Annotated in this window: 27 protein-coding genes; 13 read left to right on the forward strand and 14 right to left on the reverse strand. The window is 62.3% G+C overall.

What is annotated here, in order from left to right:
• Positions 1 to 76: 76 nt before the first annotated feature.
• Positions 77 to 742, reverse strand: coding sequence for an IclR family transcriptional regulator (locus tag BTW07_RS01110; protein WP_075568296.1), 666 nt, complete (start codon positions 740 to 742; stop codon positions 77 to 79).
• Between the two features lie 146 nt (positions 743 to 888).
• On the opposite strand from BTW07_RS01110, the gene BTW07_RS01115 reads away from it, so the two are divergent.
• Both BTW07_RS01115 and BTW07_RS01120 read left to right on the forward strand, forming a co-directional pair.
• Positions 889 to 2,049 (forward strand): CaiB/BaiF CoA transferase family protein, encoded by a 1,161-nt coding sequence (locus BTW07_RS01115; protein ID WP_208605355.1) that lies wholly within the window; start codon positions 889 to 891, stop codon positions 2,047 to 2,049.
• A 15-nt stretch (positions 2,050 to 2,064) separates the two neighbouring features.
• Positions 2,065 to 2,898, forward strand: coding sequence for a citryl-CoA lyase (locus BTW07_RS01120; protein WP_075568298.1), 834 nt, complete (start codon positions 2,065 to 2,067; stop codon positions 2,896 to 2,898).
• 21 nt (positions 2,899 to 2,919) lie between these two features.
• Here the strand turns inward: BTW07_RS01120 and BTW07_RS01125 are convergent, their stop codons facing one another.
• Both BTW07_RS01125 and BTW07_RS01130 read right to left on the reverse strand, forming a co-directional pair.
• Entirely contained in the window at positions 2,920 to 4,713 is a 1,794-nt protein-coding gene (locus BTW07_RS01125; RefSeq protein ID WP_075568299.1) for an NADPH-dependent assimilatory sulfite reductase hemoprotein subunit, read from the reverse strand.
• A 16-nt stretch (positions 4,714 to 4,729) separates the two neighbouring features.
• Complete coding sequence (locus BTW07_RS01130) at positions 4,730 to 6,535, reverse strand: assimilatory sulfite reductase (NADPH) flavoprotein subunit (RefSeq protein WP_075568300.1); 1,806 nt, start codon at positions 6,533 to 6,535, stop codon at positions 4,730 to 4,732.
• Positions 6,536 to 6,846: 311 nt separating this feature from the next.
• Here BTW07_RS01130 and BTW07_RS01135 point away from each other — a divergent pair, with 311 nt between their 5' ends.
• The 3 genes from BTW07_RS01135 (at position 6,847) to BTW07_RS01145 (ending at position 9,094) form a co-directional block, all read left to right on the forward strand.
• Positions 6,847 to 7,536, forward strand: coding sequence for a glutathione S-transferase family protein (locus BTW07_RS01135; RefSeq protein WP_075568421.1), 690 nt, complete (start codon positions 6,847 to 6,849; stop codon positions 7,534 to 7,536).
• Between the two features lie 102 nt (positions 7,537 to 7,638).
• Positions 7,639 to 8,472 (forward strand): AraC family transcriptional regulator, encoded by an 834-nt coding sequence (locus BTW07_RS01140; RefSeq protein WP_075568301.1) that lies wholly within the window; start codon positions 7,639 to 7,641, stop codon positions 8,470 to 8,472.
• 13 nt (positions 8,473 to 8,485) lie between these two features.
• Positions 8,486 to 9,094 carry a LysE family translocator gene (locus BTW07_RS01145; RefSeq protein WP_075568302.1) on the forward strand — a complete coding sequence of 203 codons (609 nt, stop codon included), beginning with the start codon at positions 8,486 to 8,488 and terminating at the stop codon, positions 9,092 to 9,094.
• A 49-nt stretch (positions 9,095 to 9,143) separates the two neighbouring features.
• On the opposite strand, the gene BTW07_RS01150 is transcribed toward BTW07_RS01145, so the two are convergent.
• The 3 genes from BTW07_RS01150 to BTW07_RS01160 form a co-directional block, all read right to left on the reverse strand.
• A complete protein-coding gene (locus BTW07_RS01150) occupies positions 9,144 to 10,880 on the reverse strand; it encodes a DUF748 domain-containing protein (RefSeq protein WP_075568303.1) in 1,737 nt (578 codons plus the stop codon).
• Positions 10,881 to 10,930: 50 nt separating this feature from the next.
• Positions 10,931 to 11,455: a YgjV family protein gene (locus BTW07_RS01155; protein WP_075568304.1), complete on the reverse strand. Its 525-nt coding sequence runs from the start codon at positions 11,453 to 11,455 to the stop codon at positions 10,931 to 10,933.
• A 200-nt stretch (positions 11,456 to 11,655) separates the two neighbouring features.
• Entirely contained in the window at positions 11,656 to 12,405 is a 750-nt protein-coding gene (locus tag BTW07_RS01160) for an SDR family NAD(P)-dependent oxidoreductase (protein ID WP_075568305.1), read from the reverse strand.
• Between the two features lie 190 nt (positions 12,406 to 12,595).
• Between BTW07_RS01160 and BTW07_RS01165 the strand changes: the two genes are divergently transcribed.
• Entirely contained in the window at positions 12,596 to 13,498 is a 903-nt protein-coding gene (locus BTW07_RS01165; RefSeq protein WP_110661392.1) for an AraC family transcriptional regulator, read from the forward strand.
• Positions 13,499 to 13,580: 82 nt separating this feature from the next.
• Here the strand turns inward: BTW07_RS01165 and BTW07_RS01170 are convergent, their stop codons facing one another.
• Both BTW07_RS01170 and BTW07_RS01175 read right to left on the reverse strand, forming a co-directional pair.
• Positions 13,581 to 13,988, reverse strand: a complete 408-nt coding sequence (locus tag BTW07_RS01170) for a VOC family protein (protein ID WP_075568307.1) — start codon at positions 13,986 to 13,988, stop codon at positions 13,581 to 13,583.
• A 49-nt stretch (positions 13,989 to 14,037) separates the two neighbouring features.
• Positions 14,038 to 14,778 carry an SDR family NAD(P)-dependent oxidoreductase gene (locus BTW07_RS01175; RefSeq protein ID WP_075568308.1) on the reverse strand — a complete coding sequence of 247 codons (741 nt, stop codon included), beginning with the start codon at positions 14,776 to 14,778 and terminating at the stop codon, positions 14,038 to 14,040.
• 170 nt (positions 14,779 to 14,948) lie between these two features.
• On the opposite strand from BTW07_RS01175, the gene BTW07_RS01180 reads away from it, so the two are divergent.
• The gene (locus BTW07_RS01180; RefSeq protein WP_075568309.1) at positions 14,949 to 15,551 is read left to right on the forward strand and encodes a TetR/AcrR family transcriptional regulator; all 603 of its coding nucleotides are present in this window, start codon (positions 14,949 to 14,951) and stop codon (positions 15,549 to 15,551) included.
• A 173-nt stretch (positions 15,552 to 15,724) separates the two neighbouring features.
• Here BTW07_RS01180 and BTW07_RS01185 read toward each other — a convergent pair whose 3' ends face one another.
• Positions 15,725 to 16,189, reverse strand: coding sequence for a nuclear transport factor 2 family protein (locus tag BTW07_RS01185; RefSeq protein ID WP_075568310.1), 465 nt, complete (start codon positions 16,187 to 16,189; stop codon positions 15,725 to 15,727).
• 97 nt (positions 16,190 to 16,286) lie between these two features.
• Here BTW07_RS01185 and BTW07_RS01190 point away from each other — a divergent pair, with 97 nt between their 5' ends.
• Positions 16,287 to 16,694 (forward strand): winged helix-turn-helix transcriptional regulator, encoded by a 408-nt coding sequence (locus BTW07_RS01190; RefSeq protein WP_083941377.1) that lies wholly within the window; start codon positions 16,287 to 16,289, stop codon positions 16,692 to 16,694.
• Between the two features lie 96 nt (positions 16,695 to 16,790).
• Here the strand turns inward: BTW07_RS01190 and BTW07_RS01195 are convergent, their stop codons facing one another.
• Both BTW07_RS01195 and BTW07_RS01200 read right to left on the reverse strand, forming a co-directional pair.
• Positions 16,791 to 17,774, reverse strand: a complete 984-nt coding sequence (locus tag BTW07_RS01195) for a saccharopine dehydrogenase family protein (RefSeq protein ID WP_075568311.1) — start codon at positions 17,772 to 17,774, stop codon at positions 16,791 to 16,793.
• A complete protein-coding gene (locus BTW07_RS01200; RefSeq protein WP_075568312.1) occupies positions 17,771 to 18,172 on the reverse strand; it encodes a VOC family protein in 402 nt (133 codons plus the stop codon). Before BTW07_RS01200 ends, BTW07_RS01195 begins: the two co-directional genes overlap by 4 nt.
• Before the next feature lie 155 nt (positions 18,173 to 18,327).
• Here BTW07_RS01200 and BTW07_RS01205 point away from each other — a divergent pair, with 155 nt between their 5' ends.
• The 4 genes from BTW07_RS01205 (at position 18,328) to BTW07_RS01220 (ending at position 21,646) form a co-directional block, all read left to right on the forward strand.
• Positions 18,328 to 19,212, forward strand: a complete 885-nt coding sequence (locus BTW07_RS01205; protein ID WP_198651149.1) for an AraC family transcriptional regulator — start codon at positions 18,328 to 18,330, stop codon at positions 19,210 to 19,212.
• 189 nt (positions 19,213 to 19,401) lie between these two features.
• A complete protein-coding gene (locus tag BTW07_RS01210; protein ID WP_075568313.1) occupies positions 19,402 to 20,127 on the forward strand; it encodes a dienelactone hydrolase family protein in 726 nt (241 codons plus the stop codon).
• Positions 20,128 to 20,528: 401 nt separating this feature from the next.
• A complete protein-coding gene (locus BTW07_RS01215; protein WP_075568314.1) occupies positions 20,529 to 20,777 on the forward strand; it encodes a GlsB/YeaQ/YmgE family stress response membrane protein in 249 nt (82 codons plus the stop codon).
• A 248-nt stretch (positions 20,778 to 21,025) separates the two neighbouring features.
• Positions 21,026 to 21,646 carry a flavin reductase family protein gene (locus BTW07_RS01220; protein WP_075568315.1) on the forward strand — a complete coding sequence of 207 codons (621 nt, stop codon included), beginning with the start codon at positions 21,026 to 21,028 and terminating at the stop codon, positions 21,644 to 21,646.
• 45 nt (positions 21,647 to 21,691) lie between these two features.
• Here BTW07_RS01220 and BTW07_RS01225 read toward each other — a convergent pair whose 3' ends face one another.
• Genes BTW07_RS01225 through BTW07_RS01235 form a run of 3 tightly spaced genes read right to left on the reverse strand, consistent with a single transcriptional unit; the run spans position 21,692 to position 24,921 of the window.
• Positions 21,692 to 23,287, reverse strand: coding sequence for a sensor domain-containing diguanylate cyclase (locus BTW07_RS01225; protein WP_075568316.1), 1,596 nt, complete (start codon positions 23,285 to 23,287; stop codon positions 21,692 to 21,694).
• Between the two features lie 4 nt (positions 23,288 to 23,291).
• Positions 23,292 to 23,720: a hypothetical protein gene (locus BTW07_RS01230; protein ID WP_075568317.1), complete on the reverse strand. Its 429-nt coding sequence runs from the start codon at positions 23,718 to 23,720 to the stop codon at positions 23,292 to 23,294.
• 10 nt (positions 23,721 to 23,730) lie between these two features.
• The gene (locus tag BTW07_RS01235) at positions 23,731 to 24,921 is read right to left on the reverse strand and encodes a porin (protein ID WP_083941378.1); all 1,191 of its coding nucleotides are present in this window, start codon (positions 24,919 to 24,921) and stop codon (positions 23,731 to 23,733) included.
• A 224-nt stretch (positions 24,922 to 25,145) separates the two neighbouring features.
• On the opposite strand from BTW07_RS01235, the gene BTW07_RS01240 reads away from it, so the two are divergent.
• A complete protein-coding gene (locus BTW07_RS01240; RefSeq protein ID WP_075568319.1) occupies positions 25,146 to 26,708 on the forward strand; it encodes a bifunctional GNAT family N-acetyltransferase/carbon-nitrogen hydrolase family protein in 1,563 nt (520 codons plus the stop codon).
• The last annotated feature ends 1 nt before the right edge of the window (position 26,709 follow it).

Here is a 26,709-nt window from a genome sequence, read left to right on the forward strand (position 1 = left end):
CAATCAGCTGGCAACTCGTTGGCAACAGGACGACTCGCTACCGAGCCGTCCGTTGTATCACGCGAACGCCGATTATTCAGGAGGTGCGCAGCGCGCGTGGCCATTGGCGTTCGAGACGCGGGGCGTACTGTGTCAGTAGCGGCATGTGGCGGTCCTTGGCGGCCAGGTTGAATCGCTCGCTCGGACCCGACAACGCCAGCGCGCCCATCAACTCCCCTTCACCGTTATAGATGCCGATGGCCGCCGCCGACAGGCCGGCCTGGCGCTCTCCGCTCGACACCGCGACCTGGCCCCGGGGTGTCTCGTAATTGAGCACCCGACCCGCCGCACCGCGACCCAGAGGCAGTCTGACGCCTTCCTCGAGGTGGTGGCGCACCTCCAGCCGACCGTTTTCGCGCAGCCGACAGATACGATGGTCGCCATCGCGGACATAGAAAGAGGCGGTCTCTTCGCTGGCGTCGCGCAGCGATTCCAGAATCGGCCGCACCAGATTCTCGAGCTGCGGTCCGTCGCCCGCCAGCGGCGCCAGGCGCGACACGGCGGGGCCGACCCGGTAGATGCCGCGCTCGTCACGGGTGACGTAGCCGAAATGCTCCAGCGACGCCATCAGCCGCAGGATGGTGCTCTTGTAAAAACCCGAGGCGTTGGCGAGTTCGGTCAACGAGAACTCTCGCCGCTCCTGGGAGAACGCCTCGAGCAGAGTCAGGGCTCGCTCGACGGCCTCCACACGTCGCTGGGCCATGGGACGCTCCTTTCGATCGTGGATATTTTCTGTCACGGACATTTGACTTGAACTAATGGCGAATGTTGCGACAGACAAAACGCTATTGCAACCAACTCGGACCGAACATATTCTCTCTGAAAGAATTTGTTTCGTCAGGAGGAATGATGTCATCGCCGTTAACCGGTTATCGGGTACTCGATCTGACCAACGTGCTGGCCGGCCCGTTCTGCTGCCATCAACTGGCTCATCTGGGAGCCGAGGTGATCAAGGTCGAACGACCCCAGGGTGGCGATCTGGCCCGCCAGCTCGGCGCGGACCCCGCGCTCAATCAGGCGCTGATGGGGGTTTCCTTCCTCGCCCAGAACGCCGGCAAACGTTCGGTGACGCTCGACTTCAAGCGACCGGAAGAGCGTGAAGCCTTTCTCGAACTGGTCGCCACCGCCGATGTCGTGGTCGAGAACTTCCGCCCCGGCGTGATGCAGCGCCTCGGGCTCGGCTTCGAGACCTTGCGCCAGGCCAATCCCGAACTGGTCTACTGCGCGATTTCCGGTTTCGGCCAGGACGGCCCGCTGGCCAACTATCCGGCCTACGACCAGATCATTCAGGGCATGGCCGGCGTGATGAGCATCACCGGCGCGCCGGAGAACGCACCCTACCGGGTCGGCTATCCGCTGGCCGACACCGTCGGCGGCCTGACGGCGGCGATGGCGATCAACGCGGCACTGGCGGAGCGCCCGCGCAAGGCACACTTCATCGATATCTCGATGCTCGAGTCCGTGCTCGCCACCATGGGCTGGGCGGTATCCAACCTGCTCATCGCCGGCAAGCCGCCGCAGCCGCTCGGTAACGACAACGTGACCGCGAGCCCTTCCGGCACCTTCTCCACGGCCGATGGGTTGATCAATATCGCCGCCAACAAGCAGGAGCAGTTCGAAGCGATCTGCCATTTGCTCAGACGCCCCGAATGGCTGACGGATACGCGATTTGCCCAGCGCCAGGCACGGCTGGATAACCGACAGGCGCTGAGCGACTGCATCGAGGTGGTGCTGAAACAGGAAACGACCGAGTACTGGTGGCCACGCCTGGTCGAAGCCGGCGTGCCCGCCGGGCCTGTCTACAGCGTCGCCGAAGCGCTGGCCCACCCCCAGGTTCGCGACCGCGGGTTGATCGAGCGATTCGACGACACCTCGATCGGCCGACCGCTGGAGGTGGTCAGCGGCGGTTATCGCTTCGATGACCAGCCACCGCGGGTGGCGTCGCCGCCGCCTCGGCTAGGCCAGGACAACGCCACCCTGCTTCCCGCTCACGCCGCCAACGACGAATAGAACCGGAGATATCTCATGATCGACGCTCACACGCCCGAATACCAGGCTCAGCAGTGGTGGAAAACCGACATCATCGATATGCGCCCCGGCGAGATCCGCTATCGCGGCTACCCGATCGAGGAGCTGATCGGCAACGTCGGCTTTACCGACATGGTGTGGCTGATGACTCGCGGTGAGCTGCCCACCCGAGCGCAGGCGGCGCTGCTGGAAGCGGCGTTGATGAGCGCTGTCGATCACGGTCCGCAGGCCCCGAGCATCGCCATCGCACGGATGGCGGTGACCTGCGGCAGCAGCCTCAACAACGCCATGGCCTCGGCCGTCAACGTGCTCGACGACGTCCACGGCGGCGCTGGCGAACAGGCCGTCGAGCTGTACCAGTCGATCCTCGAATACCAGCTTGGCGGGCACAAGCTGGAAGCCGCCGTCCAGGAAGGGATTGCCGCCTGGCAGCGAGAACGAACCAAAATCATTCCCGGCTTCGGTCACCGCTTCCATCCGGTCGATCCCCGCGGGCCGCGACTGCTGGAACTGGTCGAGGAAGCCGCCGGTCGCGGCGAGGTAGATGGCAATTTCGTCGCCATTGCCCGCGAGGTCGAACGCCAGCTCATCGCCATGAAAGGCAAGCCGATTCCGCTCAACATCGACGGTGCTACCGCCGTGATCTATGCCGAACTGGGCTTTCCCGCCCCGCTGGCTCGCGGCCTGTTCTGCCTGTCGCGCTCGGTGGGCATCCTCGCCCACGCCTGGGAACAGCAGTGCCAGGGCGGTCGCAACAAAGGACCGATGCCCAAGGGTTGGCTGTGGCCCTACGGCGGTCCGGCCAAGCGTCCGGTACCAAGCCGGGGCTGATCTCTCTTGAACGGCGGCCGTTCAAGTCTGGTGAAACACACGCCCGGCGGTGGTCGCGTTGATCTCGCCGATGCGAATCACGAAGTCGCCGAAGGGCTCGCCATCTTCACGCTCGGTGGCGTAGCGCTGGATCAGCGGCGTCAGCGCCTCGAGAATGGTCGCTTCGTCGATGTTCTCGCGGTAGAGCTTGTTCAACCGTTGGCCGCTGAAACCGCCGCCAAGATAGAGGTTGTAATGCCCCGGCGCCTTGCCGACGAAACCGATCTCGGCCAGGTACGGCCGCGCGCAGCCGTTGGGGCAGCCGGTCATGCGCACGATGATGGCATCGTCGGCGAGCCCAGCCTTGCGCATCACGGCGTCGAGCCGGTCGATCAGCGACGGCAGGTAGCGCTCGCTTTCCGCCATCGCCAGCCCGCAGGTCGGGAATGCCACGCAGGCCATGGCGTTGCGTCGCAGCGGCGAAGTTTCCGCGACCAGCCGATGACGGTCCAGCAGCGCGTCGATGGCCCCGCGCCGGGACTCTTCGACCTGGGTAATGATCACGTTCTGATTGGTGGTCAGAACCAGATCGCCGTCATGCTGCTCGGCAATCTCGCGCAGGCCGGTGCGTAGCTGCGGGCCATCCGGGAAGTCGGCGATGCGACCGTTCTGGACGAACAGGCCATAGTGCCAACGACCGTCATCGCCTTGTATCCAGCCCAGCCGATCGCCGTTGTTGTCGAAGTGATAGTCGTGCGCCGGTGCCAGCGATTCGCCCAGTTGCCGTTCCACCTCCAATTTGAACGCGTCGAGTCCCATCTCCTCGACGGTATATTTCAGTCGTGCCTGCTTGCGATCGCGGCGATTGCCGTTATCGCGCTGGACCAGCATGATCGCTTCCGCGACGGCGGGCGCGGCTTCCGGCGAACAGTATCCGATGGGATCGGAAAGGCGCGGAAAGGTCGACGGGTCGCCATGGGTCATGCCCATGCCACCGCCGATGCAGACGGTAAAGCCGTGAAGCTCGCCGTCGACCACGTCGGCGATGAAACCGACGTCGTGGGCGAACAGATCGACATCGTTCTCCGGCGGAATCGCCAGGGCCACCTTGAACTTGCGCGGCAGGTAATGGCGCGTATACAACGGCTCCTTGGGATCGAGCGGCTCCCGGTCGTCTCCCACCTTCGCTTCCGACTCAGCGCGCTCCGATTCACTCTTCGATTCACGTTCCTGGGCCCCACCGGCGACACGCTCCTCGCCGAGAAAGATTTCGTGATAGGCGCGGGTGCTGGGCAGTAGTCGGGTACTGATCCGGTGACTCAACTCGTAAACCTGACGATGAACGGCCGAGCGATGCGGATTGGCGGTGCAGATCACGTTGCGGTTGACGTCGCCACAGGCGGCGATGGTGTCCACCATGGCCTGATGGATCGTCTGCAGGTGCGGTCGCAGATTTTCCTTCAGCACGCCATGGTACTGAAAGGTCTGCCGTGTGGTGATGCGCAGCGTGCCGTTGGCGTAGCGTGACGCCACGTCGTCGAGGGTCTGCCACTGCGCCGGCGTGACCAGACCGCCGGGCAGCCGCAATCGCACCATGAAGCTGTAGAGCGGTTCGAGTTTCTGATGCCGGCGCTCGTCGCGCAGGTCTCGATCATCCTGCTGGTAAAAGCCGTGAAACTTGGTCAGTTGGGTATCGTCCTCGGCGACGGCACCGGTAGCACGGTCGGCCAGACCCTCTTCGAGCGTCCCCCGCAGGTAATCGCTTTCAACCTTGAGCCGCTCGTTGGGATGCAGCTCATCCAAGGGTACGTCACGCAATTTGGCGATGATGTCCATGTTGGCGCTCCTACGCTTAATAGATGTCGCGCTGATACCGCTTCTCCTGCTGCATCTCGCGCAGATAATCGTCGGCGCCGGCCTCGCCGTGCCCACCCTGCTCACGGATGACGTCGCGCAGCGCCTGATGCACGTCCGGCGCCATGAACTCGGCATCGCCACAGACGTAGACATACGCCCCCGCTTCGAGCCAGGCATAGAGCGTTTCAGCCTGTTCGCGCAGACGATCCTGAACGTAGACCTTGTCGGCCTGATCGCGAGAGAAAGCGACATCCAATCGCGTTAGCAAGCCATGCTGGCGCCACTTGAGCCATTCCGATTGATACAGGAAGTCGCTGCGGAAGCGTCGGTCACCGAAGAACAGCCAGTTGTCGCCGCCGGCGCCACGCTCCTCGCGTTCCTGCAGGAAAGCGCGAAACGGGGCAACGCCGGTACCGGGGCCGATCATGATCAGCGGCGCCTCGTCATCGTCCGGCAGCTTGAACTGCTTGTTGCGGTCGATATAGATCGGCACGCGGTCGCCGGGCTCGATGCGGTCCGCCAGGTAGCTCGTGGTGACGCCGTTGCGGGCGCGGCCGTGCGTCTCGTAGCGCACCACGGCGACGGTGAGATGCACTTCGTCGGGCACGGCTGCCTGGCTCGAAGCAATGGAATAGAGCCGTGGCGGCAACTTGCGCAGCGCCGCCGAAAACTGGGCGGCATCGATCCCCTCGACCGGGAACTGCTCGACCACATCGATGATCTGGCGCCCGTGAAGCCAGTCACGCAGTTCATCGCGGGCCTCTTCACCCAGCAACCGGCGCAATTCCGGCGCCTGCGACCATTCGGCCCATTGCTGCAGGAACGGCCGCGTCAGCGTCGTCACCTCGAAGTCCGTCAGCAGCGCGTCCCGCAGCACGCGCCCCTCTTCCAGCGGCGATTCGGCATCGAACTTGAGCATCTCGATCAGTTCGTCGACGTGGCCAGGGTCGTTCTGCGGCACCACGCCGACCGCATCGCCCGGCAGATATTCGAGCCCCGACTCTTCCAGCGACAGTTCGAGATGCAGGGTCTGCTTGTCCGAGTCGCGACCGTTGAGCGGCTGGCTGGTCAGCACTTCGGCCAAAAACGGATGCTTCTTGGAGTAGCGTGGCTGAACGTGTTGCGAAGCGTCGGTTGCGGCGACCTGAGTCGGTGGCGGCGTGGCGAGATCCCCGGCCAGCGACTCGAGCACCTCGTCGATCCAGGTTTCGGCCGTCTCTTCATAATCCACGTCGCAATCCATCCGCTCGTGGATCGCTTCGCCACCGAGCTCTGCCAGCCGGGCGTCGAACTCCTTGCCGGTCTGGCAGAAGTGCTCGTAGCTGGCGTCGCCCAGGCCCAGCACGGCAAAACGCAGCCCCGCGAGTTTGGGCGCCTTGCGGCCCATCATCAGCTCGTGGAATTCGAGCGCCGGGTCGGGCGGATCGCCGTCGCCCTGGGTGCTGACGACGACCAGCAACCGCTCGACCGCCTTCAGCGTCTTCTTGCTGGCATCCGCCATGCTCAATAGCGTGACGTCGAAGCCCTTGGCGCCAGCACGCTCGGCGGCCAGCTCGGCCACCCCTTCGGCATTGCCGGTCTGGCTGCCGTAGAGCACGGTCAACGTGGTGGACGCTGTCGGCGTTGTCTGCGAGGCCCCGGCCTGCGTCGTCCCTGCTGCGGCCTGGGCGCCGAGACCGGCCAGATAACCGCTCAACCACTGGCGCTGGGAGGCATCCAGATCCGCCAGCGCCTGCTGCACGCGCTTGGCCTGATCGGCACTCAGGGGGCTGTTGGTGTCGGTCAGCGAGTTGGGAGCCATCCATGACCTCTCGGCATATCCGGTAACCGATAAACCGGTAATTGAACGAAACGGCGCAAAGCGCGCTCTCGACATCGATTGGCTAAAGCCTAGTCGGTTAACCGTTGAGTGTTGGGGCGAGTGAAAAGAATCAAAAAGTCCGATCGGCGCTGTGCTTATTCCATCGAACGATCACGCTTCATTGGATCGCGCGCTGTGTCCCGAGTAATCAGGCGCTGTTCTCTCGAACGTTCGGCGACCGAGTGACCGAGGCTTTGCGGATCAACGACGAAATCGCAATACTCGACGTTTCCCTGACAGCGGAGGCCGCCATGACGTATCGACTCTTCATCGCCAACAAGAACTACTCTTCCTGGTCGATGCGACCCTGGGTGCTGCTGCGCGCGCTGGACATCCCGTTCGAGGAGGTGCTGACGCCGTTCGAAGGTGCCGGCCAGCAGCAGGCGTTCACGCACTTTTCGCCCACGGCCAAAGTGCCCTGCCTGCACGATGGCGAGCAGGTGGTGTGGGATTCACTGGCGATTCTGGAATATGTTGCCGAGGGTCATCCGGCCGCATGGCCCGGCGATCGCGCCGCCCGGGCCTGGGCGCGCTGCGCCAGTGCCGAGATGCACTCGGGCTTTGCGGCGATACGCGACGAGTGCTCGATGAACTGCTCGCTGACCCTCGATCTGGATACGCCGAGCGAAGCGCTCGAGAAGGATCTGACTCGCCTCGATATTCTCTGGCAGGAAGGTCTCGAGGCGTTTGGCGGCCCATGGCTCGCCGGCGACACGTTCACCGCCGTGGACGCCATGTTCGCCCCGGTCGCGGTGCGTATCCGCGGCTACGGTATCGAACTCGGCACGCCCGCCATGGCCTACGCCGAGCGCCTGCTCGCGCATCCGGCGGTGGCCGAATGGATCGAACAGGGCATCGCCGAGACGTGGATCGACGAGCCACATGAGGCCGACTGCATTCGTGGCAGACGAATCATCGAGGATCGGCGCCAGCGAGCCTGAGTCGAGATCCGGCCTCGTCGCCTGCCATTGCGCAATAATGTCCAAGCTATCGGCATGTCGCTCGGCCTAGGCTAGGCGGATCGGCGTTCGGGGAGAGGAGCCATGGCCAAGCAGACCAGCCAGTTTCGGTTTTTCAAGAGTCGGCACGTGCCCGAGCTTACCGTGCTGCAAGCGGCGATGAGTGATTTTCGCTACGATCCTCACGCTCACGAGGAGTATGCCTTCGGCGTCACGCTCGCCGGCCGCCAGGATTTCTTCAGCAGCGGGCAGTATCACCGCAGCCCGCCCGGCAACGTCATCCAGTTCAATCCCGGCGAGGTCCACGATGGTCAGTCGGGTGGCGGCAGCGCGCTGGGCTACGTGATGACCTACGTGTCGCCCGCCCAGCTCGAAGCCGCGTTTGCCGATGCGACGGGGCACGAGAGTAACGAAAGCTTCAGAAGCCGCGACACGCTGATCCCCGACCCGGTACTGCGCGACGCCATCCTGGAGCTGGCGCGCCTGGTGACCCAGCATGTCGGCAGCCGTATCGACCAGGAATACGCCCTCTACCGGATCGCCACCCGACTCGTCCAGCGTGACGGCCAGTTCAATCCGGGGGCCGTCGTGGGCCGCTCCGATGCGCTGCTGAAGCGCGCCAGGGAGTACGTTCTCGCTCATCTGGAAGAGGATATGTCGCTGGACGATCTGAGCCAGGCTGCGCATCTTTCGAAGTACCATTTCCTGCGACTGTTCCGCCAGCAGTTCGGCATGACGCCGCACCAGTATGTCATCAACTGCCGCATCAACGCCGCGCGTCATGCGCTGGAAACCGGCGAGCAGCCCAGCGCGGTTGCGATGCGTTACGGCTTCGCCGACCTCAGCCACTTCAACCGGCGCTTCAAACGCATCTACGCCATGACGCCGTACCAGTACCAGCGCGCCGTCACCCCCTGACCCAGAGTCCGCCATGTTAGCGATCGTCGCCTATGCTCTGGGCGTCATGTACACGCCTGGGCCCGTGAACCTGCTCGGCCTGAATGCCGGGCTCCATGGCCAGGCCAGATCCTCGCTGGGGTTCTATATCGGCGTGGGGCTGGCCATGCTGATCCTGTTTCTCCTGTTCGGCTGGGCCGGTGCCGCCTGGGTCCGGGGCGATATGCTTGCGGTGGTGGGCGCGCTGGGCTGCGGTTACATCTTCTATCTCGCCATCAATATCGCCCGTTCGAGCATCGACCTGCCGGCCGTGCGCCAGGCACCACGGGTAATGCGCTTGCGCGATGGGCTGATCATGCAGCTGTGCAATCCCAAGGGAATCGTGGCGACGCTGCCGATCGCCACCATTCAGTTTCCCGCTGCGGGCATCCACGGGCTCAGCCTGACGCTGTGGTCAATGGGTCTGGCCGCGCTGGCTGTCGGTGCCCCCGGCAGCTACGCGCTGATCGGTGTCGTGCTCGGCAAGCGACTCGAGAATCCCAAAATCCTCCAGGGCTTCAGCCTGGGGATGGCCGCGCTACTCGCGGGTGTCGCGCTGTCCATCGGCTACGAGCATGTCTGGCTGCCGCTGACGGCTGATTGACTGATGGCTGGCCGAATAGCGCCCAGATCGCCGCTAGTGGGCTATCCGTTCAACCGTCGCCCCCGATCAGCGCTTGCAGGGAGTCGACCGGCGACGTGACAATATTGTTGAGCGACTCCGTGAGCGCTTGCCACACCACCACGCTCATATCCACCTGAGTGTTGCCATCGACGGTGGTCTCGATGGGGATGTCCAGGTTGATCACGCCCGTTTCGGCCTGCAGCAACCCGATCAGACGCTTCAAAGGTAACGACGTCTCGTTCGGGTCGATCTCGTTGCCCAGATCCAACCGCTTGAGAATGATGTGGTTGCGCGCGGTCAACGTATCGCCCTGCAAGAGATAGTCGAGCTCGAGATCAGCGATACCGTGTTCGATACGATAGCCGGCAAAGCGCTGAATGTAGGGCGCGAACTGGGACAGCGCCAGATGCTGGGTCGTCAGGCGCATCCGTCCACCGGGTGGGTTGCCCAGACTGACGTTCCCCTCGATCCTCACCGGGGTGCCGTCGCTCTCCATGCCCTCGAAGCGATAGCTCGCGGGCTTGGCGCTGCGGGTATCGAACCGGGTGAACTGGCCGCTCAACTGGCTGACGGCGAGCGAAACGGTCGGCGACATGCGCCGATCCTCGAAATCGAACCTTCCCCGCTCGATCTCGAGTCGGTTCAAGGCGACCGCCAGCCCCTGGCTCCGACCCGCGTTACGCGCCTGGTCCTGCGGCAGATTCCGGTTCTGCTCCTGCCCCTGATTCGGAGAGGCCTCGCCTCGACCAGCGGCCTGATCGCCGCCCTGTCGATCATTCGTCGCCTGACCACCTTGCCCGTCGCTGAACGGCGCGGTGAGATTCAAACGCCCATCATCATCGATCAGGGCCGTCAGCGTTGGTGCGGCGAGCCTCGATGAATCGATCACCAGATGATCGCCTGCAGTGAAATCGAGGCCCTCGAAGACGCCATGTTCCAGCGACAGCAACGACTGGCCCTGCTTGTCGGTCGTTGCCAGATCATCGAGCCCCAGTTGCCCCTGATAGGCGATCAACGCGTCCACGGCGGCACCGAAACGAACCTGACCATCGAGATCGACTCGGCCTCTCTCGAGTCGTACCGCCGACGCAGCGCTGATCCACGGCTCGAAGGCCTTGACCGCTACGTTTCGCGCGTTGACGGAAAGATCGCCGATCAACGGCATCACGCCGAATCGCCCGTCGAGATCGACGCGGCCACCGCCGACCGTCCCCGAGGCCTGCCCCTGCATCGGCGAATCGCTCGAGCGCTGATAATCGTGCAGCGTGACGCTCACGTCAGTGGCGCCCAATGACGGCTTCCCGGAAATCCGTCGGTCCTGCCAATCGATCCGGCCGTCGTCCGCCTCGATACGGTCGATGCCGAGCGGCGCGACGTTCCCCGACGATGAATCCTCGCCCAGTGTGGTCAGGTTGAGCGGCCCGGAGGAAGGAGAAACGAGGTGGAGACGTGGCGAATGGAGCTGCACCTCAGAGATATGAATGCCGGGCTGCCAGAGCGTCGACCACGAGAAGACGACCTTGCCGGACTCGATCGAGATCATCGGTGTGTCGTTCTTGCCGATTCGCAGCGCCGAGAACGCGGCAGTCGCCGTGAACGGATTGAAACTGACGCGTTCGATCTGGACACGCTCCCCCAGCGATTGGGTGAAGCGGCTTTCCGCCCACTTCGTGAGCGCCCAAGGCCCCACCACGAGGATCAGAAACATCACCAGGACAGCCAGGCCGAATAGACTGGCGCGGCGGCCGCGAGCCGCGTTGAACATGGCCTCGCTCCCTTGCGTTGATACCGGAGATTGCGAAAAAGACATCGTCATCAGCCTGACTCGGGCCGATGCCTTGCGCGATGAAGACGCCAGATGGTGAGAAGGTTGGTGCCGAGCGCCAACGCTTCGGCGATGGCACCACCGATCGAGCCGATGATCAACGCATTGATCAACCAGCTAAGCGCCACGCCGGCGAGCATGGCCCGCATGACCAGGCCGCGGAACAGGAACATCGCCAGCGTGCCGAAGGTGGCCGCCAGCAAAGGAAAGAGATCGTACCATTCGCGCCACGTCGCGAGCGCCACGAGGCCACTGGCGACCAGCACCAGACTCATCACCGTCAGATTGCGGGGAAAACGACGTGCCAGCAGGATACGCAAGACGACCAGCACCGACATGCCCATCGCCACCCACTGCCCGAAAAAGCCGAAATGCACCGCGAAAGCGACATTGGCGAAGATCAGATAGACCAGCAGCCGATCATCCTGGCGGCTGGCAAAGGCGATGATGATAAAGCCGAGAGCGACGAGCCCGCCCAGTTGGGCGGCGATCCAGGTCGGGCTGAAAGCGTCCATGCGGCTCCTAATGCCGAGCAGGATTGACTTGAAAGCCCTCAAGCTTAGACGGTTCGGAACGCGACCGATGCCTCTGCCTCGCATCGATCGAAAATTCCCTGGAGTGAACGTTCATGCTGGCGCAGCCCTACCCCCATCAAGAAAGACGCCAGACGAAGAGAAATAGCTGAAGTGATGAGACAGTGACGAGACCAGAGCGCTTAGTAACCCACTCCGCGCACGCCGCCGGACGCCCGAATGGATTCGCCGGTAACCCAGCGCGAGTCGTCGGAGGCCAGGAACACCGCCAGCGGTGCAACGTCTTCCGGCTCGCCTAACCGGCCCAGCGGCGTACCGGCAACGAGCTTTTCGCCAAGCTCCCCGGCAAAATTGCCGTCAGTCCCCGGGGTATTGGTGTGTCCGGGCAAGATCGAATTCACTCGAATACCTCGCGCTCCGAGCTCTCTTGCCAAGGCGAACGTCAACGTATCGACGGCGCCCTTGGTGGCGGAATAGACACTGGAAGCCAGGTAGGGATCGGTGCTGAGAATCGAACTGATATTGATGACACTGCCCGATTGACCGAACAGCTTGGAGGCCTCACGAATGGCCAGGAGATAGCCCAAGACATTCAGATCGAACTGTTTGTGGAACGCTTCCTCGGTGAGATCTTCGATCATTTGAAAGACCGCCACACCGGCATTGTTGACCAGGACATCTAGCGTCCCGTATTCCATTCTCACGCTTTCGAACAGCCGAACGACATCGATGGCCTGACTCATGTCCGCCTGGATAGGGAAAGCGTTGCCGCCTTGCTCCTGAATCTGCTTCACAACCGTGTTGGCGTCGTCCGCGTTCGAGGCATAGTTGACGACGACGGTGGCGCCCGCCGCGCCCAGCGCTTTGGCGATACCCGCACCGATGCCTTTAGATCCGCCGGTGACGACGGCAATTTTTCCTTCGAGTTTCATGAGATTAGCTTCCAATTATGGGGTGATCCCGTAAATATCGCGTTACGTTCTTGCAACCTCGGTGCGATCTACGGCCTGGCAACAGTATTCGGCCAAAAGGAAGTCAGACGATTGCCAACTACTCGCAGCTTATTGCCTGTTCTTCTCATGTCGCTTGCTTTGCCCGTATAGCCGGCTCAAGGTCGAGTCCATGAACAACCCAATGGGTGAACTGCGCAGCATCGTGATGCGCGCGGAAAGCAGATGGACGGATACTGGCCTGCCACGCGTGGCGATGGTCCAGGCCGAGGCGTGTGCAGATCAGGTGTATCAGCCGATGCTGCACCTGGTTCTACAAGGCTCCAAGACGCTATCTATCGGAAATCAGATTTCGACCTACGATTCGGGCACGTACTTTCTCGTCCCCGTCGACGTGCCCGCCACTGGACAGATCCACGCCAGCGGACCGGACCTTCCCTACCTCGCGATCAGCTTGACGCTGGATCCCGATGTCATCGCCACGCTACTGATCGACGAAGTGGTGACGACGGAGCAGCCGAGCACGAGTGACTTCTCCGCCGTGCCCGCGCCGGCCGAGATGATCGATGCTTGGCTACGCATGATGCGGTTGATGGACCGACCGAACGACGCCCCGGTGCTGGCGCCGATGATCGAGAGAGAAATCCTGTTTCGGGCATTGCAAGGGCCGCTGGGAGGCACGTTGCGTGAAATCGCACGCCCGGATGGCAGACTGGCGCAGGTCCAGCGTGCCACTCACTGGATTCGCGAACATTACACCGAGCCTTTTCGCGTGGAGCCACTCGCGACGATGAGCAACATGAGCGTTGCAGCCTTCTATCGCCATTTCAAAGCGGTGACCGCCATGACCCCGATTCAGTACCAGAAACAACTACGCTTGCTCAGGGCCCGCTGGCTGCTGATGTTCGATACGCTTGACGCCGCATCGGTCGCGTTCACCGTCGGGTACGAAAGCGCGTCACAATTCAGCCGAGAATATGCGCGTCTGTTTGGGCTGCCGCCTGCCCGAGACGCGGCGCGGTTCCGATCACCGACGGTCACGGATAGCGTTGCCGTAATAGAAACGGGTGTCTAGGCAAGCTGACATCGATGAGGAGTCGTCTTCCAGGCTCTTTGTGCCTTTTGCCACACAAGTTTCTACGGAAGCTTTCCTACCATCACTGGTTGTTGATAGTGGCGTCCTGGCAAACCACTTCCACATTGTTACCGTCCGGGTCCAATACGTACGCCGCGTAGTAGTGTTCGTGGTAGTGCGTCCGGATGCCGGGCGGTCCGTTGTCGGTCCCGCCCGCTTTCACTGCGGCCTGATAGAAGGCATCGACGATGGCCCGGTCCCGCGTCGCGAAGGCTATGTGCATACCCGCTCCAGGCGCCTCGTGATCATGGACCCAGAGGCTGGGATAGCGGTCCTTGCCGAAACCGTGGCGCGTGCCCCCTGTGCGGGTACGCTCGGGCCCGACGGTGATGACCCGGACGATATCCAGCGGCGCGAGGGCAAGTTCGTAGAAGCGACGCGAGACTTCGGCGTCGCGCACGGCAAATTCGATGTGGTCGAGGATGGTCATGGTTTTACGCAGCTGCTCCAGTGGTATGGGTTACCGGCTCGCTGGCTGATCAGACCTGGGACGCGCCACCATCGGCGAACAGTTCGACGCCGTTGATATAGCTCGAGGCATCGCTCGCCAGGAACGCCGCCGCCTTGCCGATTTCGTGTGCCTCGCCGATCCGTCCGAGCGTGCTCTTTTCGCTGAACGCTTGAATGATCTGCTCCGCGTCATCGGCCAGCATGCTGCGCAGAGATTGCGTGTCGACCGGGCCGGGACTGAGGAGATTGATCCGCACGCCGGAACCCTTGATGTCCAGAATCCAGCTTCTGACCATGGCACGCAGAGCGGCCTTGGTGGCACCGTAGACACTCAGGCCAGGGCCGGGGTTCATCGAGGCGGTCGAGCCGATGATGACGATGCTGGAGCCCCTAGGCATCAGGGGCAGCGCGCCCTGGACGGTAAACGTCACCCCTTTCACGTTGGGATTGAAAATGCGATCGAAGGTCGCTTCGGTGATCGTACCCAGTGGCGTAATTTCTCCCGTCCCCGCGTTGGCGATCAGGACATCGAGACGGCCATGCAGCGACTCGATGCGGCTAAATAGCGAGGCGAGATCGGAGGTGTTCGACACATCGGCGGCAATGGCGACCGCGTTGTCGCCCAAGCTGGACAAGGCCTCGTCCAGCGCCTCCTGTCGGCGCCCGGTGATGACCACGCGAGCACCCTGCTCGGCGAACTCCTGCGCAATCGCGAGCCCCAGACCGGATGAGCCACCGGTGACCAGCACGACTTTATCTTGGAATGACATGGAAATTTCCCTGTACGAGGAAGGAGACGGAAATGACCAATGTAGTGAACGCTACATAGCACGATGTGTCACGCACTTTATTTAGCGGTCGATATAGAGAAGTCCTTGCTCATGCATTGGAGCTTTGATATAGCAGTCGATACAATGCAGTTTTCATCTCGCGAGGTCCCATGAACGCCAAGACCCGGCAACGCCGTCCTGCTTTCGATCGCGAAGCGGGCGTCGCTATTGCCCAGGCGCTTTTTCATGAGCGCGGCTATGACGCGGTCAGCCTTGCGGACCTGACCCACGCCATGGACATCAAGCCCCCCAGTTTTTATGCCGCCTATGGCAGCAAGGCAGAGCTGTTCGAACGGACTATGCTGCGCTATGCGCAGGAAAACGCCCTGCCGCTGGCCGAACTTCTGGCACCTGATCGCCCCCCCGCCGAAGCGCTTCCCGCGCTGCTGCTCGCCGCGGCCGAACAGTACGGTCGAGATAGCGTGCTGCGTGGCTGCATGATTACGGAGGGAATGCGGGCAGATGACCCGGCCGCCCGTCGGATGGCCGAGAATCTTGCCAGCGGCGGCCTCCAGGCGATTCGCGCTTACCTCGACCAAGTCCATCCGCAGGATGCGGAGTCCCTGACCGACTATGTGTCGGTCACCTTGCGCGGGCTATCCGCCTCGGCCTGCAACGGCATGCCCTACGAGCGCCTGACGCAAGTCGCCCGGACCGCCGGCCGATTTATCGCGCATGAACTGGAAGCCGACGAGCCCACGACAGCTTCCTGAGCCGTGAAGTCGCTGTGGGTGAGTCGCGTCTATCTCTGCAGGTTCATCTCGGCAGGTCTATATCTACTGGCCGATGATGGTCGCCCTTCGCGATCGCCTCGACCTATCAGCGCTAATGTCCAGCATCCACATTACGACACCACGCCAGTCGCAACGGGAGGTTCGGCCGTGTTCTAGACGCCGGTGAGGACCGTTGGGTCGCCATCGCGCCATACGTTGTCGATCGTCGCTCGCTGGATCAGCCACGCTTCATCGTGTCGGATCAATTCGACGTCATAGCGGTTTTTCATGAGGTAGTGCCGCGAGTGGTCATCGCGCGGCACATGTTGCGCTTCCACGATCGCTTCCAGAGTCGCCTTGTCACCGTCGATGCACACGCGGGGGTTGGTGACGGAGTGAGTGGTGTCGAAGTGCTGCAACGAGTCCGATAACGCGGAGACGATAGTCTCTCTGCCTTGCAGCACTGGATATTCGAACCCGGCTTTTGCCGCGGCCGGTCGGAAATCGGATATCGCATCTTCCGTGAAAGTGGACCCGAGAAGCGCGCCGTCGCGCAGATCAATGCCTGCGGCGAACCGGTAAAGCACATCGATGACCGCGAGTTTATCTTCCGTTTCTGTGAAATGAACTGACGACATGAGGTTGATCCTTTTCGAATGAATTCGAATGGTATACTTCTGATACCAGATATCAATTACGCACTTTAAAGCCATCAGGTATCTCGGAGGTAACCGCATGCAGGAAACGACGGATCGGATATCGGCTCCCAACGAGTCAACCGAAAAGGACAACACCATCGAGTGTACGAGCCGCTTCTTGCTGGATCAGATAACGGACAAGTGGTCAGTGCTGATTCTGACGGCACTTTGCGAAAAGCCGCTTCGGTTCAATGAACTCAAACGCCGCCTGGAGGGGATTACTCAAAAATCGTTGACTCAGGCACTTCGCCGTCTCGAGCGAAACGGCATTGTCGCTCGGCGGGTCATCCCATCCTCACAAGTCGCGGTGGAATACAGCATCACCCCCTTGGGGCGAACGTTGGAGGAACCGTTCGGTGCTCTCTATCGGTGGACGATCGACCATCTGGAAAGGGTGGCCGAGGCGCAGAATGCATTCGATAGGCGCGAGAACGAGATGTCGTAATTCCCGCACCTGACAAAATCAGTGCTTTGTCGGGGAAGGAAAGGTGCCTGGTGACGCCTCCCTCTGCCCCGCCCCCGCTAAATACCCATTTTCACCCTAAAGATCGGTAATTACCGTGCCCGCAATGGTCTCGGCGAACCCGCCACCGAATAGCCGCGCTGGCGTTTCGAAACCCGACCGGCGTTCACCTTCGAGGACTCGACTTGCAGCCGCCACGGCCGCCAGCGGCGTGTAGGAGTAGCCGTTGACGGTTTCGATCATCGAGCGGGCCACCGTGCCGTCAGCCGCCGTTACCTCGGCCACGGCGCGGGCGCGATGGGCATCGCGTTGCTCCGCCGTCGGGCCGTCAGGCAGTTGTGACAAATCGCCCTCGGGAAATGCATCGCCACTGACATGCACGAACATGGCGATATTGGGGATACTGGCAGAGTGCCAGGCGGTCACCAGATCCCCGAACGACAGCGGCGCGCACGGCACCAAACCCTCGCCGAAATCGAAGTCTTGCGGCTGCGCCTCGGGGATGGGTGCGAGATGGCCGTCGACTCTCGCCATCAGACCCGCGCCGATGATCTCGCTGACGCTCATGGCGGAGCCCCGCGACATGGAGCCGGGAACCTGAAGCGCCACCCTCAGCGACTGCGGCTCGTGCACACGCTGCGCGACATGCACTGCCAGGCAATCGGTCGGCACCACGTCCCAGCCGACACCAGGCAGCAGCATGACGCCGGCCTCGACTGCTTCATCACCCAGGCGTTCCGCCAACCGATAGACGTTGATCTCGGCGGTGATATCCAGGTAATCGACCCCGGCCTCGAGGCACGCCCGCATCAATGGCTCCGCCGTTTTCGCGAAAGGACCCGCGACGTTCAGCAGCACATCGATACCGGCCAGGGCTTGCGCTGCCCCGGCATCGGCCTCGGCCTCAAATACCCGCAACGGAACACCCAGCTGTTCAGCGAGGGGCGCCAGCCTTTGCTGGTTGCGTCCGGCGATCTCGAAATCGAGCCCCCACGTTTTGGCATGCGCTGCCGCCATGCGGCCGGTATAGCCGGTCGCGCCGTAGATCAGGAGTTTTTTCATCGGGCGTGCTGCCAGTTCTTGTAGACGAATTCGAGACTGTAGCCATCGGGATCCAGCACGTTGGCGGCGTAATAGTCGGGGTCGTAATGCAGTCGTGCCCCGGGCGCGCCGTTGTCGATAGCACCGTTGTCGATGGCCGCAGCGTAGGCCGACTCGACTTCTGCCTTGCCGTTCGCCACGAAACCGACGTGAACGGCTTTTCCTTCGACCACGCCCTCGCGCAGCCAGAAGAACATCCGGCCATTGGCGCCGAATCCCTTGAGATCCGGGTGGCCCGGCGGGCCGTCTTTGCCGTCGTAATCGAGCCGCGCCGTAATCCCCAGCGGGGCGAGCACGGCCTCGTAGAAGCGAATCGAGCGTTCGATATCGCTGACGGATAGAAAGAGATGATCAAGCATGGAGTAGCCTCGCGGTTCCGACGATGTCGCCAGCGACTACCGTAACCCTTACCCTCATCGCGGGCTCAGCCGTTCCTGCCCCAAACCTGCCCGTTTCTGCTTTTTGCTTGCGCGGACACCCGCCCGGGATCAGCATGCCTGGCATGAAAGATCTCATGAACGATCAACTGCTCGACCTTCGCGCCTTGGCTTCCAGGGCCGAGAATCGCCGTACCGAAACGGGTATCCCGCGGGTGGCCATGGTTCAGGGCGAAATCCCGGAACATATGCTGGCCGCCGTCTACGACCCGATGATCAATCTGATCCTGCAGGGCAGCAAGACGATGACCGTCGGCGAGCGCACGCTGCGCTATGATCCGGCCACGTATTTCGTCATGTCGATCGAGTTGCCGGCGGTGGGCACGATCCATCCGGCGGCGTCGGGAGAGCCCTATCTCGCGCTGAGTCTGACGCTCGATTCCACGGTGCTCTCGACGCTGCTGACCGACCTGCCCTCGCCCGCCGAACGCAACGAAAGCGAAGCCGGCTTTTCGGTGGCTGCGGTCACGCCTGAATTGATGGACGCGTGGCTACGTATGCTGCGATTGATGGACAGGCCAGACGACATCGCGGCTCTCGCACCGGTATATGAGCGGGAAATTCTCTATCGCGTCCTGCAAGGGCCCCACGGCTGGATGCTGCGAGACATCGCGGCGCCGGATACCGCCATGGCACGCGTCAGCCAGGCCATTCAGTGGATCCGGCGGGACTTCGCCGAACCGATCCGAGTGGAGACACTGGCTCGGAAAGCGTCGATGAGCGTGTCCGCTTTCCACCGGCACTTCAAGGCAGTCACGACGCTGAGCCCATTGCAGTATCAAAAGCGGGTTCGCTTGCTCAAGGCACGCATGCTCATGGTGGCCGGTGCCAAAAGCGTCACCAGCGCGGCCTTCGAAGTCGGCTATGAAAGCGCCACCCAGTTCAGCCGTGATTACGCCCGGGTATTCGGGCTGCCGCCGGCCCGGGATACCGCGAGAATTCTGGGTGAGACGCAGCGGTAAGAGACGCTGCAGAGCCAGGCCAACCACTATCCTCCCTTTGATCTGCCTGCCACCCGACGGCTCGGGGGATCGGGGGATCGGGGGATCGGGGGATCGCCATACTCTCGTCTTTTTCATTGCCTGCTAGACTTCCTCCCTCGGGCTTCACCGTCTATCTCAAGTTCAGTCAACCGCCCACAAGGAGAGACCATGTCTCAGAGCGATTCCCAGACGAACATCAAGACCGAATGGATCGAGATCACCGCCGAGGACGGCAAGACGTTCAAGGCGTACCAGGCGCTGCCGCACAAGGGTAAAGGCCCGGGCATTCTGCTGATTCAGGAGATCTTCGGCGTCAATGGCCACATGCGTGGCGTCGCCGAGCAGTACGCGATGGATGGCTATAGCGTCATCGTGCCCGACATGTTCTGGCGCGATGAGCCGGACGTCGAGCTGGGCTATGACGGCGACGACTGGAAAGCGGCGGTCGCCCACAAGCAGGCGCTCGATTACCCGACGGCGACCAGCGACCTGCGCGCCGCGGTCAAGGCGTTGAAGGCAAGCCCGGTCTGCGACGGCCCGGTAGCCTCGGTGGGCTACTGCATGGGCGGCGTCTTTTCCTACCTCTGCGCCCTGGATGCCGGTGTCGATGCGGCGATCTGCTATTACGCCGGCGGCATCACCGAGTATCTGCCGCGGGCCGGCGAACTCAAGGTGCCGGTCCAGTTTCACTTCGGTGCCGAGGATGACCACATTCCGCTCGAGCATGTCGAGCAGACCCGCCAGGCACTTGCCAGCCACCAGAATGCCGAAGTCCATCTGTACGACGGAGCGGAGCACGGTTTCAACTGCTGGGCACGGGCGAGCTACCACCAGCAAGCGTCGGCGCTGGCCCACGGTCGTACGCTGACCTTCCTGGCCAGCCGTACCGCCTGAGAAGCGAGTCGAGCTCGTGTCGGAATGGCTGAGAGCGTTTCGGCGCGAGTGTTGAAAGGCCAGGGCTGATGAATCAGGGCCGGTGAAAATGCGGCAAAGCGTGAGCGGCCAGTCCTCGAGGATGGCTTCGGCCGGCGCGATCGCCTGGTCGACTCCGCCAGCAGACATGCCCCCTCCCTGGATCATTCGATCGATATCCAGCGATGCGTCGTCCGAGCGCGATCTGGCTCATGATGCCCGAGAGGCGAGATCATGACGTCCGGAACACCCGACGCAAGCCATGATGATAGCGCCGATCCTTGCTTGTCGTTTCCCCCATCTACGACTAACTTCCAAGGGCGTGTCAGGAAGGATGCGCTTGTTGCGAATCACTCAGCATGACTCAAACAGGGACAGACACCATGGGAATTATTGCGTGGATCATCTTCGGCCTGATCGCCGGTGCCATTGCCAAGCTGGTCATGCCGGGTAAAGATCCGGGTGGCTTCATCGTCACGATCATCATCGGTATTCTCGGTGCCGTCATTGGCGGCTGGATCGGTACGGCACTCGGCTTCGGCGACGTTTCCGGGTTCAATCTCGGCAGTTTCGTCATCGCCGTGCTCGGTGCCATCGTGCTGCTGATCATCTATCGCGTCGTGCGCAAGTAGCACCGCCTGGATGCTCGGCCCGGCGGCTCAGTCCGCCGGGCCGACAAGCTGTCGGCTCCCGATCGACAGAGCGGACTGAAGGTCTCTCGCCCAGACCTGATCGAGAGCCCTGATCGAGAGCCCGGATCAAAAGCCTCGAGAGAATGTTTGAGACCAATCGATCCTCTTCCCGTCATTTCGTTAGCCCGCCTCTTTCCATCAAGACGCTCCATCAAGACGCTCCATCAAGACTTTCAGGATCCTCCGGTATGCCCAACAACGCGCATTTCTATGAACCGAGCCGCGGCCATGGGCTGCCCCATGACCCGTTCAATGCCATCGTCGGCCCGCGACCGATCGGCTGGATCTCGTCTCGTAACCGCGAAGGCCAGCTGAATCTCGCCCCTTACAGTTTCTTCAACGGTTTCAACTACACGCCACCGATCGTGGGTTTTGCCAGCGTCGGCTACAAGGACAGCGTGCGCAACATCGAAGCGACCGGCGAGTTCTGCTGGCAGCTGGCCACGCGCCCGCTGGCCGAGCCGATGAACCAGAGCTGTGCCGCCGTCGGCCCCGAGGTCGACGAATTCGAACTGGCCGGGCTGACGCCGGCCGAATCGCAGGTAGTGGGCGTCCCCCATGTCAAGGAAGCGCAGGTCGTGTTCGAATGCCGGCTGACGCAAACCCTTCAGCTGCAGTCCTCCGCCGGCGACAGGATCGATACCTGGATGGTGCTGGGCGAAGTGGTCGGCGTGCATATCGACCCGACGCTATTGGAGGAGGGCGTCTATCAGACCGCTGCCGCTCGGCCGATCCTGCGTGGCGGCGGCCCCGCCGACTACTTCGAGATAAGCCAGGATCAGAATTTCAAGATGTTCCGTCCCGGCTGAGATTCGGCGTCGGATCGCGCCTGATTTTCAGATCGTGCCTGACCTTCAGATCGTGCTCAGGGCCTCGTAAAAGCGCCAGGTATTGCGCCCGGCGCGTTTGGAGGCGTACATCGCCATGTCGGAGAACTGCACGGCCTGGCTGACGTCATCGGTGTCCAGACCCAGCATGGCGACACCGATGCTGACACCAATGGCGATATCGATATTGTCCTCGACCTTCAACGGTACCCGCAGGCGGTCGAGGAATCGCGCCAGAACGATCTCGACATCGGCACGCTGATCGCACCCTTCGAGCAGCACCACGAACTCGTCGCCGCCCAGGCGAGCCACGTAGTCCCGCTGTCGCATCAGATCCGCCAGAATGGCGCCGACATGACTCAGCACCAGATCTCCGACCTGGTGGCCATAAGTATCGTTGATGCGCTTGAAGTGATCGAAATCCAGCGTGATCAATGCATGGCAGCGTTCGGGATAGAGACGGTGGTGGCGCGCCATCACCGCCAGACGGTGATCGAAACCGCGACGGTTGCCCAGTCCGGTCAAGGGGTCGGTCATCGCCATCCGTTCGGCGGCATCCGCGGCTCTCTTGCGCTCGGTAACGTCGTGCGCAACCCCTTGCAGCCGTCCGGTCTCGAGCGGGCTCAGGATCAGGCTGACCCAGCGCTGCTGATCGCCATTCTCCAGCGCCACTTCCCACTGCCGTTCGTGCCCGCCGGCGTCATCGTCGATCAAGAAGGGCCCAGCCATGCCCTCACCCTCGCTCACCAGCGATGCGAACGCGACCGGGTGACTTTCCAGATCCATCTCGCCCGAGATGTCGAACAGGCGCCGGAAGGCCGGATTGGCGGATCGGATCAGGCCGGCACCGTCGAGCTCGAAAATACCGGCTTCCACGTTGTCAAAGATCGCCCGGTAACGGCGCTCCTCGACTTCCCGCTCGAGCCGTAGCCGGCGCTCCTCGCTGAGACTCTGGACCAGGTTGTCGATCATGGCGTTGACGCTGATGACGAGCTGACCGATCTCGTCATCGCGGTTGCCCTTGGGCGCCTGTAGCTGCTGGCCGGTCTCCGCCTCCAGTTCGCTCAAGCGATGCGAAAGCCCGGTGATCGGCCGCGTGACGAACTTCACCACTACCAGCACGACACAGAAGCCGATGCCTATCAGCTGCAGCAGCAAGGCGCCGCCGATGAAGTTCGAGGCCTGCGCCACGAGCGTGTCGATATAGGCCTGGTTGGGCTCGATCGTGATTCGGCAGACCGGCGTCTGCGGCTCGAACGGCGAGGCAACGTCTCGGGTGACCCGTGTGACACCGGGGGCGATCTGACCGGCTCGGCCACTCGCCAGCGTGGTGCCATCGGCGGACTCGATGCTTACGGCGTTGACGATATTGTTGCTGAGCAGACCGTCGGTGACCTCCTGCGCCAAATGGCGATCGCCGAGGAAGCAACCGACCTGGGCGGTACGCTCCACCGTCGTCAGCAGCTCCTGGATACGCGACTGCTGCTCCTGCTGGACGCTCTCCGCCCGCAGGTAGACGGCCAGCGACAGGAACACCACGCCCAGCAGCGTGACGATGAGCAGAATGATCGCCGTGGTGCGCAGCGCCAGCCGTGTGTGCAGCAGCAGCAATAGGCGAGGCATGCGATTACTCGCCCAACATCAGTACGACATGCATGTCGTCGGGTACGTTGGCGCCATCGACATAGCTCAAGGCGTTCATGTTCTGGATCACGAGTTGATGCACGTCATCGCTCGAGGCGATCTGCTGTGGCGGCGACGCCTCGCCGGAAAACACCAGCCTGGCCCAGTAGGAGTTGATCTCCGCCAGATCCTTGTTGACCAGCGCACGGTAGAAGCGCGCCTTGAGCGAAGACGAATCCACCGGCAGCGCGACGTTACCCGTGGGCAGCTTGCGGTAGCGGCCCATGAAGATATTGACCGCATCGCTCCGGGTCAGTTGGTCGATGCCGCTGCCGGCATTGACCACGATCGCGATGTCGGCACTGGCCGACGAGGTGATCAGCGTGGTGACGGTCAGGGTTGAGGCAAGTAGAAGCCTTCGGACTCGGTTCATGGACGCTATCCTAGAAAATGAAGTCCAGACCGAGGCTGAAGATCGATCCCCAGCCCCCGTTCCAGTCACTATCGATGTCTCGCCACAGAAATCCGGGGCGCTGAATATGAACGCGGTCCAGCTGTGCCTTCAAGGCCATGTTGGCCGTGACATCATAGCGCGCACCCACCGAATAGGTCCGTTGCTTGAAGTCGCCCTCGCTGCCGCCCTCGCCATCGGACGTCGTCTCGACCTCCGAATAGACCAGATAGGGCGTGACACGATCGATACGATAGCCCGCCGAGACGAATCCCGAATCGACGGCACCTTCCGCGCTGGTCTTGCTGCGATTCCACATCGCCTGCAGCTGCAGGGGCCCCTGATCGTAGACTGCGCCCAGCGAGTAAAGCCGGACCCGGTCGAAACCGAAGGCATCGCCCAGCACGTCGTCGGCGGTCAGGCTGAAAAAGGGATTGAACGCGCGGATCTGATCGAACTGAGCGTCGAGCTGCTCTGGAACATCCCCCGAAAAGGTAATGTCGGATTCGACCTCAGTGTAACCCACGCGGAATCGCCACGGCCCGGTCTCGTAATCGAGATGCCCGCCGTAGACCTTGTCGACGTCGAAATGGGCCTCGATGCCTTTCCCGATGAAGACATCGCTGTCGGAACGCCCCGTGTAAAGCTTCAGCAGCAGCAGATCGCTGCCGACCGGTTGCTTGAAAGTGACATCGGCCCCATCGATATAGGTCAGCTGCAGGGTGCCGAAATGATCCACCGGCGGTCGTACCCAGGGGTAGGCGTAGCCGACATAGCGTGAGTCGGAGAGCTGATAGACATCCCAGCCGAGGCGGCCGACGCGCAGCTGCACACCCGGATCTGGTCGATAGCGCAGGAACGCCCAGCTCACTTCCGGACTGAAATCGCCGCTGTCGTGGTAGCGGCTGATGCCCTGCACCACGGTGTCGAGCCGATCGGTGAAGCGATAGCCGACCTGCGCGCCCAACAGCGAGTCGGTGCGCGCGCTCCAGCCCTCGCCGGCGCCCTTGGGCTGACTGATGTCGCGGGTAAAATCCGCCTCGTCGAGGTTGTTGTGGATCAGCCCCAACGTGCCGAACCCGCTGAACGTCAACCGCCCATCATCGGTCAGGGGGCGCGCCTCGGCGATGCCGCTCAGCGCCGCCATGGCCAGCCCCGCACAGACCGGTAGTAATCGTCTCATGCCGCATCTCCGACGGGAGCGCCGAACCGCTCAACGTCGCAAAGGAAAATTAGGTTTGCTGAGGTTATTGTCGGCAGGACGCCCGCATTCTGAAGGGCCGATTGACCGGGGTTGGACGATTCGAATCCCGATACCGCGGGGGTGAGGAGGCGTCGGCGTGTTAGACTTTGCGCCTAGATCCACGTTTTCCACGCCCCTTATTCTCGGATGGAGTCAGGCGCTCAATGTCTCTGGAAGAACTGCACCTCAATCTGCGCAACCTCACCCCCGAGGACTACCCGCAGCTCAAGCGACTGATGGACGCCGTCTACGACGATATCGGCGGCGCATGGTCGAAGCTGACGATCGACAAGCTGATCGGCGAATTTTCCGATGGTCAGATCATCATCGAGGACGACGGCAAGATCGTTGGCGTCGCGCTCACGGTGCTGGTCGACTACGACCACTTCTCCAACCCGCACAAGTACGACGAGCTGATCGGCCATCGCGAGATCATCCTCAACGATGCCAATGGCGACGCGCTCTACGGGCTGGACGTACTGATCGACCCGGCCTATCGAGGCTATCGTCTCGGCCGGCGCCTCTACGAAGCGCGCAAGGATCTGTGCCGCTCGATGAACCTGCGCGCGATTCTCGCCGGGGGCCGGATCCCGAACTACCACCAGCACGCCGACGAGATGTCCCCCGCCGAGTACATCGATCGGGTCGCGCGCAAGGAGTTCTACGACCCGATCCTCTCGTTCCAGCTGGCCAACGACTTCCTGGTCAAGCGCCTGCTGACCAAGTATCTGCCCGAAGACGAGAAATCGATGGGCTACGCCACGCTGCTCGAGTGGAACAACATCCTCTACGAACCGGCAAGCCGGATCATCGAGACCCGCCGCACCCAGGTTCGCGTGGGCGCCGTGCAGTGGCAGATGCGCGAATTCGACTCGGTCGAAGCGGTGCTTCAGCAGGTCGAGTTCTATGTCGATGCGATCTCCGACTACCAGAGCGATTTCGCGGTCTTCCCGGAACTGTTCAACACGCCTCTGATGGGGCTGACCGACCAGACCGATCAGGTCGCCGCGATCCATTTCCTGGCCGGGTTCACCGAGCGCTTCAAGACCGAAATCTCGCGCATGGCGATCTCCTACAACATCAACATCGTGGCCGGTTCGATGGTCGAACTGGGCGAGGACGGCAAGCTCTACAACGTCGCCTATCTTTGCCACCGCGATGGCGAGATCGACCGTCAGGCAAAGCTGCACATCACCCCGCAGGAGCGTCGTGACTGGGTGGTCGAAGGCGGCGACGAGCTGCAGGTGTTCGAAACCGATGCCGGTCGCGTCGGCATGCTGATCTGCTACGACGTCGAATTCCCCGAGCTGCCGCGGCTGCTGGCCGAGCAGGACATGGATATCCTGATCGTACCGTTCTGGACCGACACCAAGAACAGCTACCTGCGCGTGCGCCACTGCGCCCAGGCCCGCGCGATCGAGAACGAGTGCTACGTGGTGGTCTGCGGCAGCGTCGGCAACGTGCCGTCGATCGAGAACCTGGACATCCAGTACGCCCAGTCCTCGGTGTTCTCGCCGTCGGACTTCGCCTTCCCCCACGATGCGGTGCTGTCGGAAACCACGCCCAATACCGAAATGGTGATGTTCTCGGATCTCGACCTGACCAAGCTCAAGCTGGTGCGCTCCGAGGGCGCGGTGACCAACCTCAAGGATCGCCGTCTGGACCTGTTCGACCTGCGCCTGCGCGACTGGTCGTGGAAATCCGGAGGCCGTCAGGAAGAGAGCTGAG

It is taken from the genome of Salinicola socius (genome assembly GCF_001937195.1).
Taxonomy (GTDB): Bacteria; Pseudomonadota; Gammaproteobacteria; order Pseudomonadales; family Halomonadaceae; genus Salinicola; species Salinicola socius.

What these genes read in the sequence shown, in the direction of transcription:
- BTW07_RS01110 (WP_075568296.1), bottom strand. Translation starts at nt 742, where the DNA reads ATGGCCCAGCGACGTGTGGAGGCCGTCGAGCGAGCCCTGACTCTGCTC.
- BTW07_RS01115 (WP_208605355.1), top strand. Translation starts at nt 889, where the DNA reads ATGTCATCGCCGTTAACCGGTTATCGGGTACTCGATCTGACCAACGTG.
- BTW07_RS01120 (WP_075568298.1), top strand. Translation starts at nt 2,065, where the DNA reads ATGATCGACGCTCACACGCCCGAATACCAGGCTCAGCAGTGGTGGAAA.
- BTW07_RS01125 (WP_075568299.1), bottom strand. Translation starts at nt 4,713, where the DNA reads ATGGACATCATCGCCAAATTGCGTGACGTACCCTTGGATGAGCTGCAT.
- BTW07_RS01130 (WP_075568300.1), bottom strand. Translation starts at nt 6,535, where the DNA reads ATGGCTCCCAACTCGCTGACCGACACCAACAGCCCCCTGAGTGCCGAT.
- BTW07_RS01135 (WP_075568421.1), top strand. Translation starts at nt 6,847, where the DNA reads ATGACGTATCGACTCTTCATCGCCAACAAGAACTACTCTTCCTGGTCG.
- BTW07_RS01140 (WP_075568301.1), top strand. Translation starts at nt 7,639, where the DNA reads ATGGCCAAGCAGACCAGCCAGTTTCGGTTTTTCAAGAGTCGGCACGTG.
- BTW07_RS01145 (WP_075568302.1), top strand. Translation starts at nt 8,486, where the DNA reads ATGTTAGCGATCGTCGCCTATGCTCTGGGCGTCATGTACACGCCTGGG.
- BTW07_RS01150 (WP_075568303.1), bottom strand. Translation starts at nt 10,880, where the DNA reads ATGTTCAACGCGGCTCGCGGCCGCCGCGCCAGTCTATTCGGCCTGGCT.
- BTW07_RS01155 (WP_075568304.1), bottom strand. Translation starts at nt 11,455, where the DNA reads ATGGACGCTTTCAGCCCGACCTGGATCGCCGCCCAACTGGGCGGGCTC.
- BTW07_RS01160 (WP_075568305.1), bottom strand. Translation starts at nt 12,405, where the DNA reads ATGAAACTCGAAGGAAAAATTGCCGTCGTCACCGGCGGATCTAAAGGC.
- BTW07_RS01165 (WP_110661392.1), top strand. Translation starts at nt 12,596, where the DNA reads ATGAACAACCCAATGGGTGAACTGCGCAGCATCGTGATGCGCGCGGAA.
- BTW07_RS01170 (WP_075568307.1), bottom strand. Translation starts at nt 13,988, where the DNA reads ATGACCATCCTCGACCACATCGAATTTGCCGTGCGCGACGCCGAAGTC.
- BTW07_RS01175 (WP_075568308.1), bottom strand. Translation starts at nt 14,778, where the DNA reads ATGTCATTCCAAGATAAAGTCGTGCTGGTCACCGGTGGCTCATCCGGT.
- BTW07_RS01180 (WP_075568309.1), top strand. Translation starts at nt 14,949, where the DNA reads ATGAACGCCAAGACCCGGCAACGCCGTCCTGCTTTCGATCGCGAAGCG.
- BTW07_RS01185 (WP_075568310.1), bottom strand. Translation starts at nt 16,189, where the DNA reads ATGTCGTCAGTTCATTTCACAGAAACGGAAGATAAACTCGCGGTCATC.
- BTW07_RS01190 (WP_083941377.1), top strand. Translation starts at nt 16,287, where the DNA reads ATGCAGGAAACGACGGATCGGATATCGGCTCCCAACGAGTCAACCGAA.
- BTW07_RS01195 (WP_075568311.1), bottom strand. Translation starts at nt 17,774, where the DNA reads ATGAAAAAACTCCTGATCTACGGCGCGACCGGCTATACCGGCCGCATG.
- BTW07_RS01200 (WP_075568312.1), bottom strand. Translation starts at nt 18,172, where the DNA reads ATGCTTGATCATCTCTTTCTATCCGTCAGCGATATCGAACGCTCGATT.
- BTW07_RS01205 (WP_198651149.1), top strand. Translation starts at nt 18,328, where the DNA reads ATGAACGATCAACTGCTCGACCTTCGCGCCTTGGCTTCCAGGGCCGAG.
- BTW07_RS01210 (WP_075568313.1), top strand. Translation starts at nt 19,402, where the DNA reads ATGTCTCAGAGCGATTCCCAGACGAACATCAAGACCGAATGGATCGAG.
- BTW07_RS01215 (WP_075568314.1), top strand. Translation starts at nt 20,529, where the DNA reads ATGGGAATTATTGCGTGGATCATCTTCGGCCTGATCGCCGGTGCCATT.
- BTW07_RS01220 (WP_075568315.1), top strand. Translation starts at nt 21,026, where the DNA reads ATGCCCAACAACGCGCATTTCTATGAACCGAGCCGCGGCCATGGGCTG.
- BTW07_RS01225 (WP_075568316.1), bottom strand. Translation starts at nt 23,287, where the DNA reads ATGCCTCGCCTATTGCTGCTGCTGCACACACGGCTGGCGCTGCGCACC.
- BTW07_RS01230 (WP_075568317.1), bottom strand. Translation starts at nt 23,720, where the DNA reads ATGAACCGAGTCCGAAGGCTTCTACTTGCCTCAACCCTGACCGTCACC.
- BTW07_RS01235 (WP_083941378.1), bottom strand. Translation starts at nt 24,921, where the DNA reads ATGAGACGATTACTACCGGTCTGTGCGGGGCTGGCCATGGCGGCGCTG.
- BTW07_RS01240 (WP_075568319.1), top strand. Translation starts at nt 25,146, where the DNA reads ATGTCTCTGGAAGAACTGCACCTCAATCTGCGCAACCTCACCCCCGAG.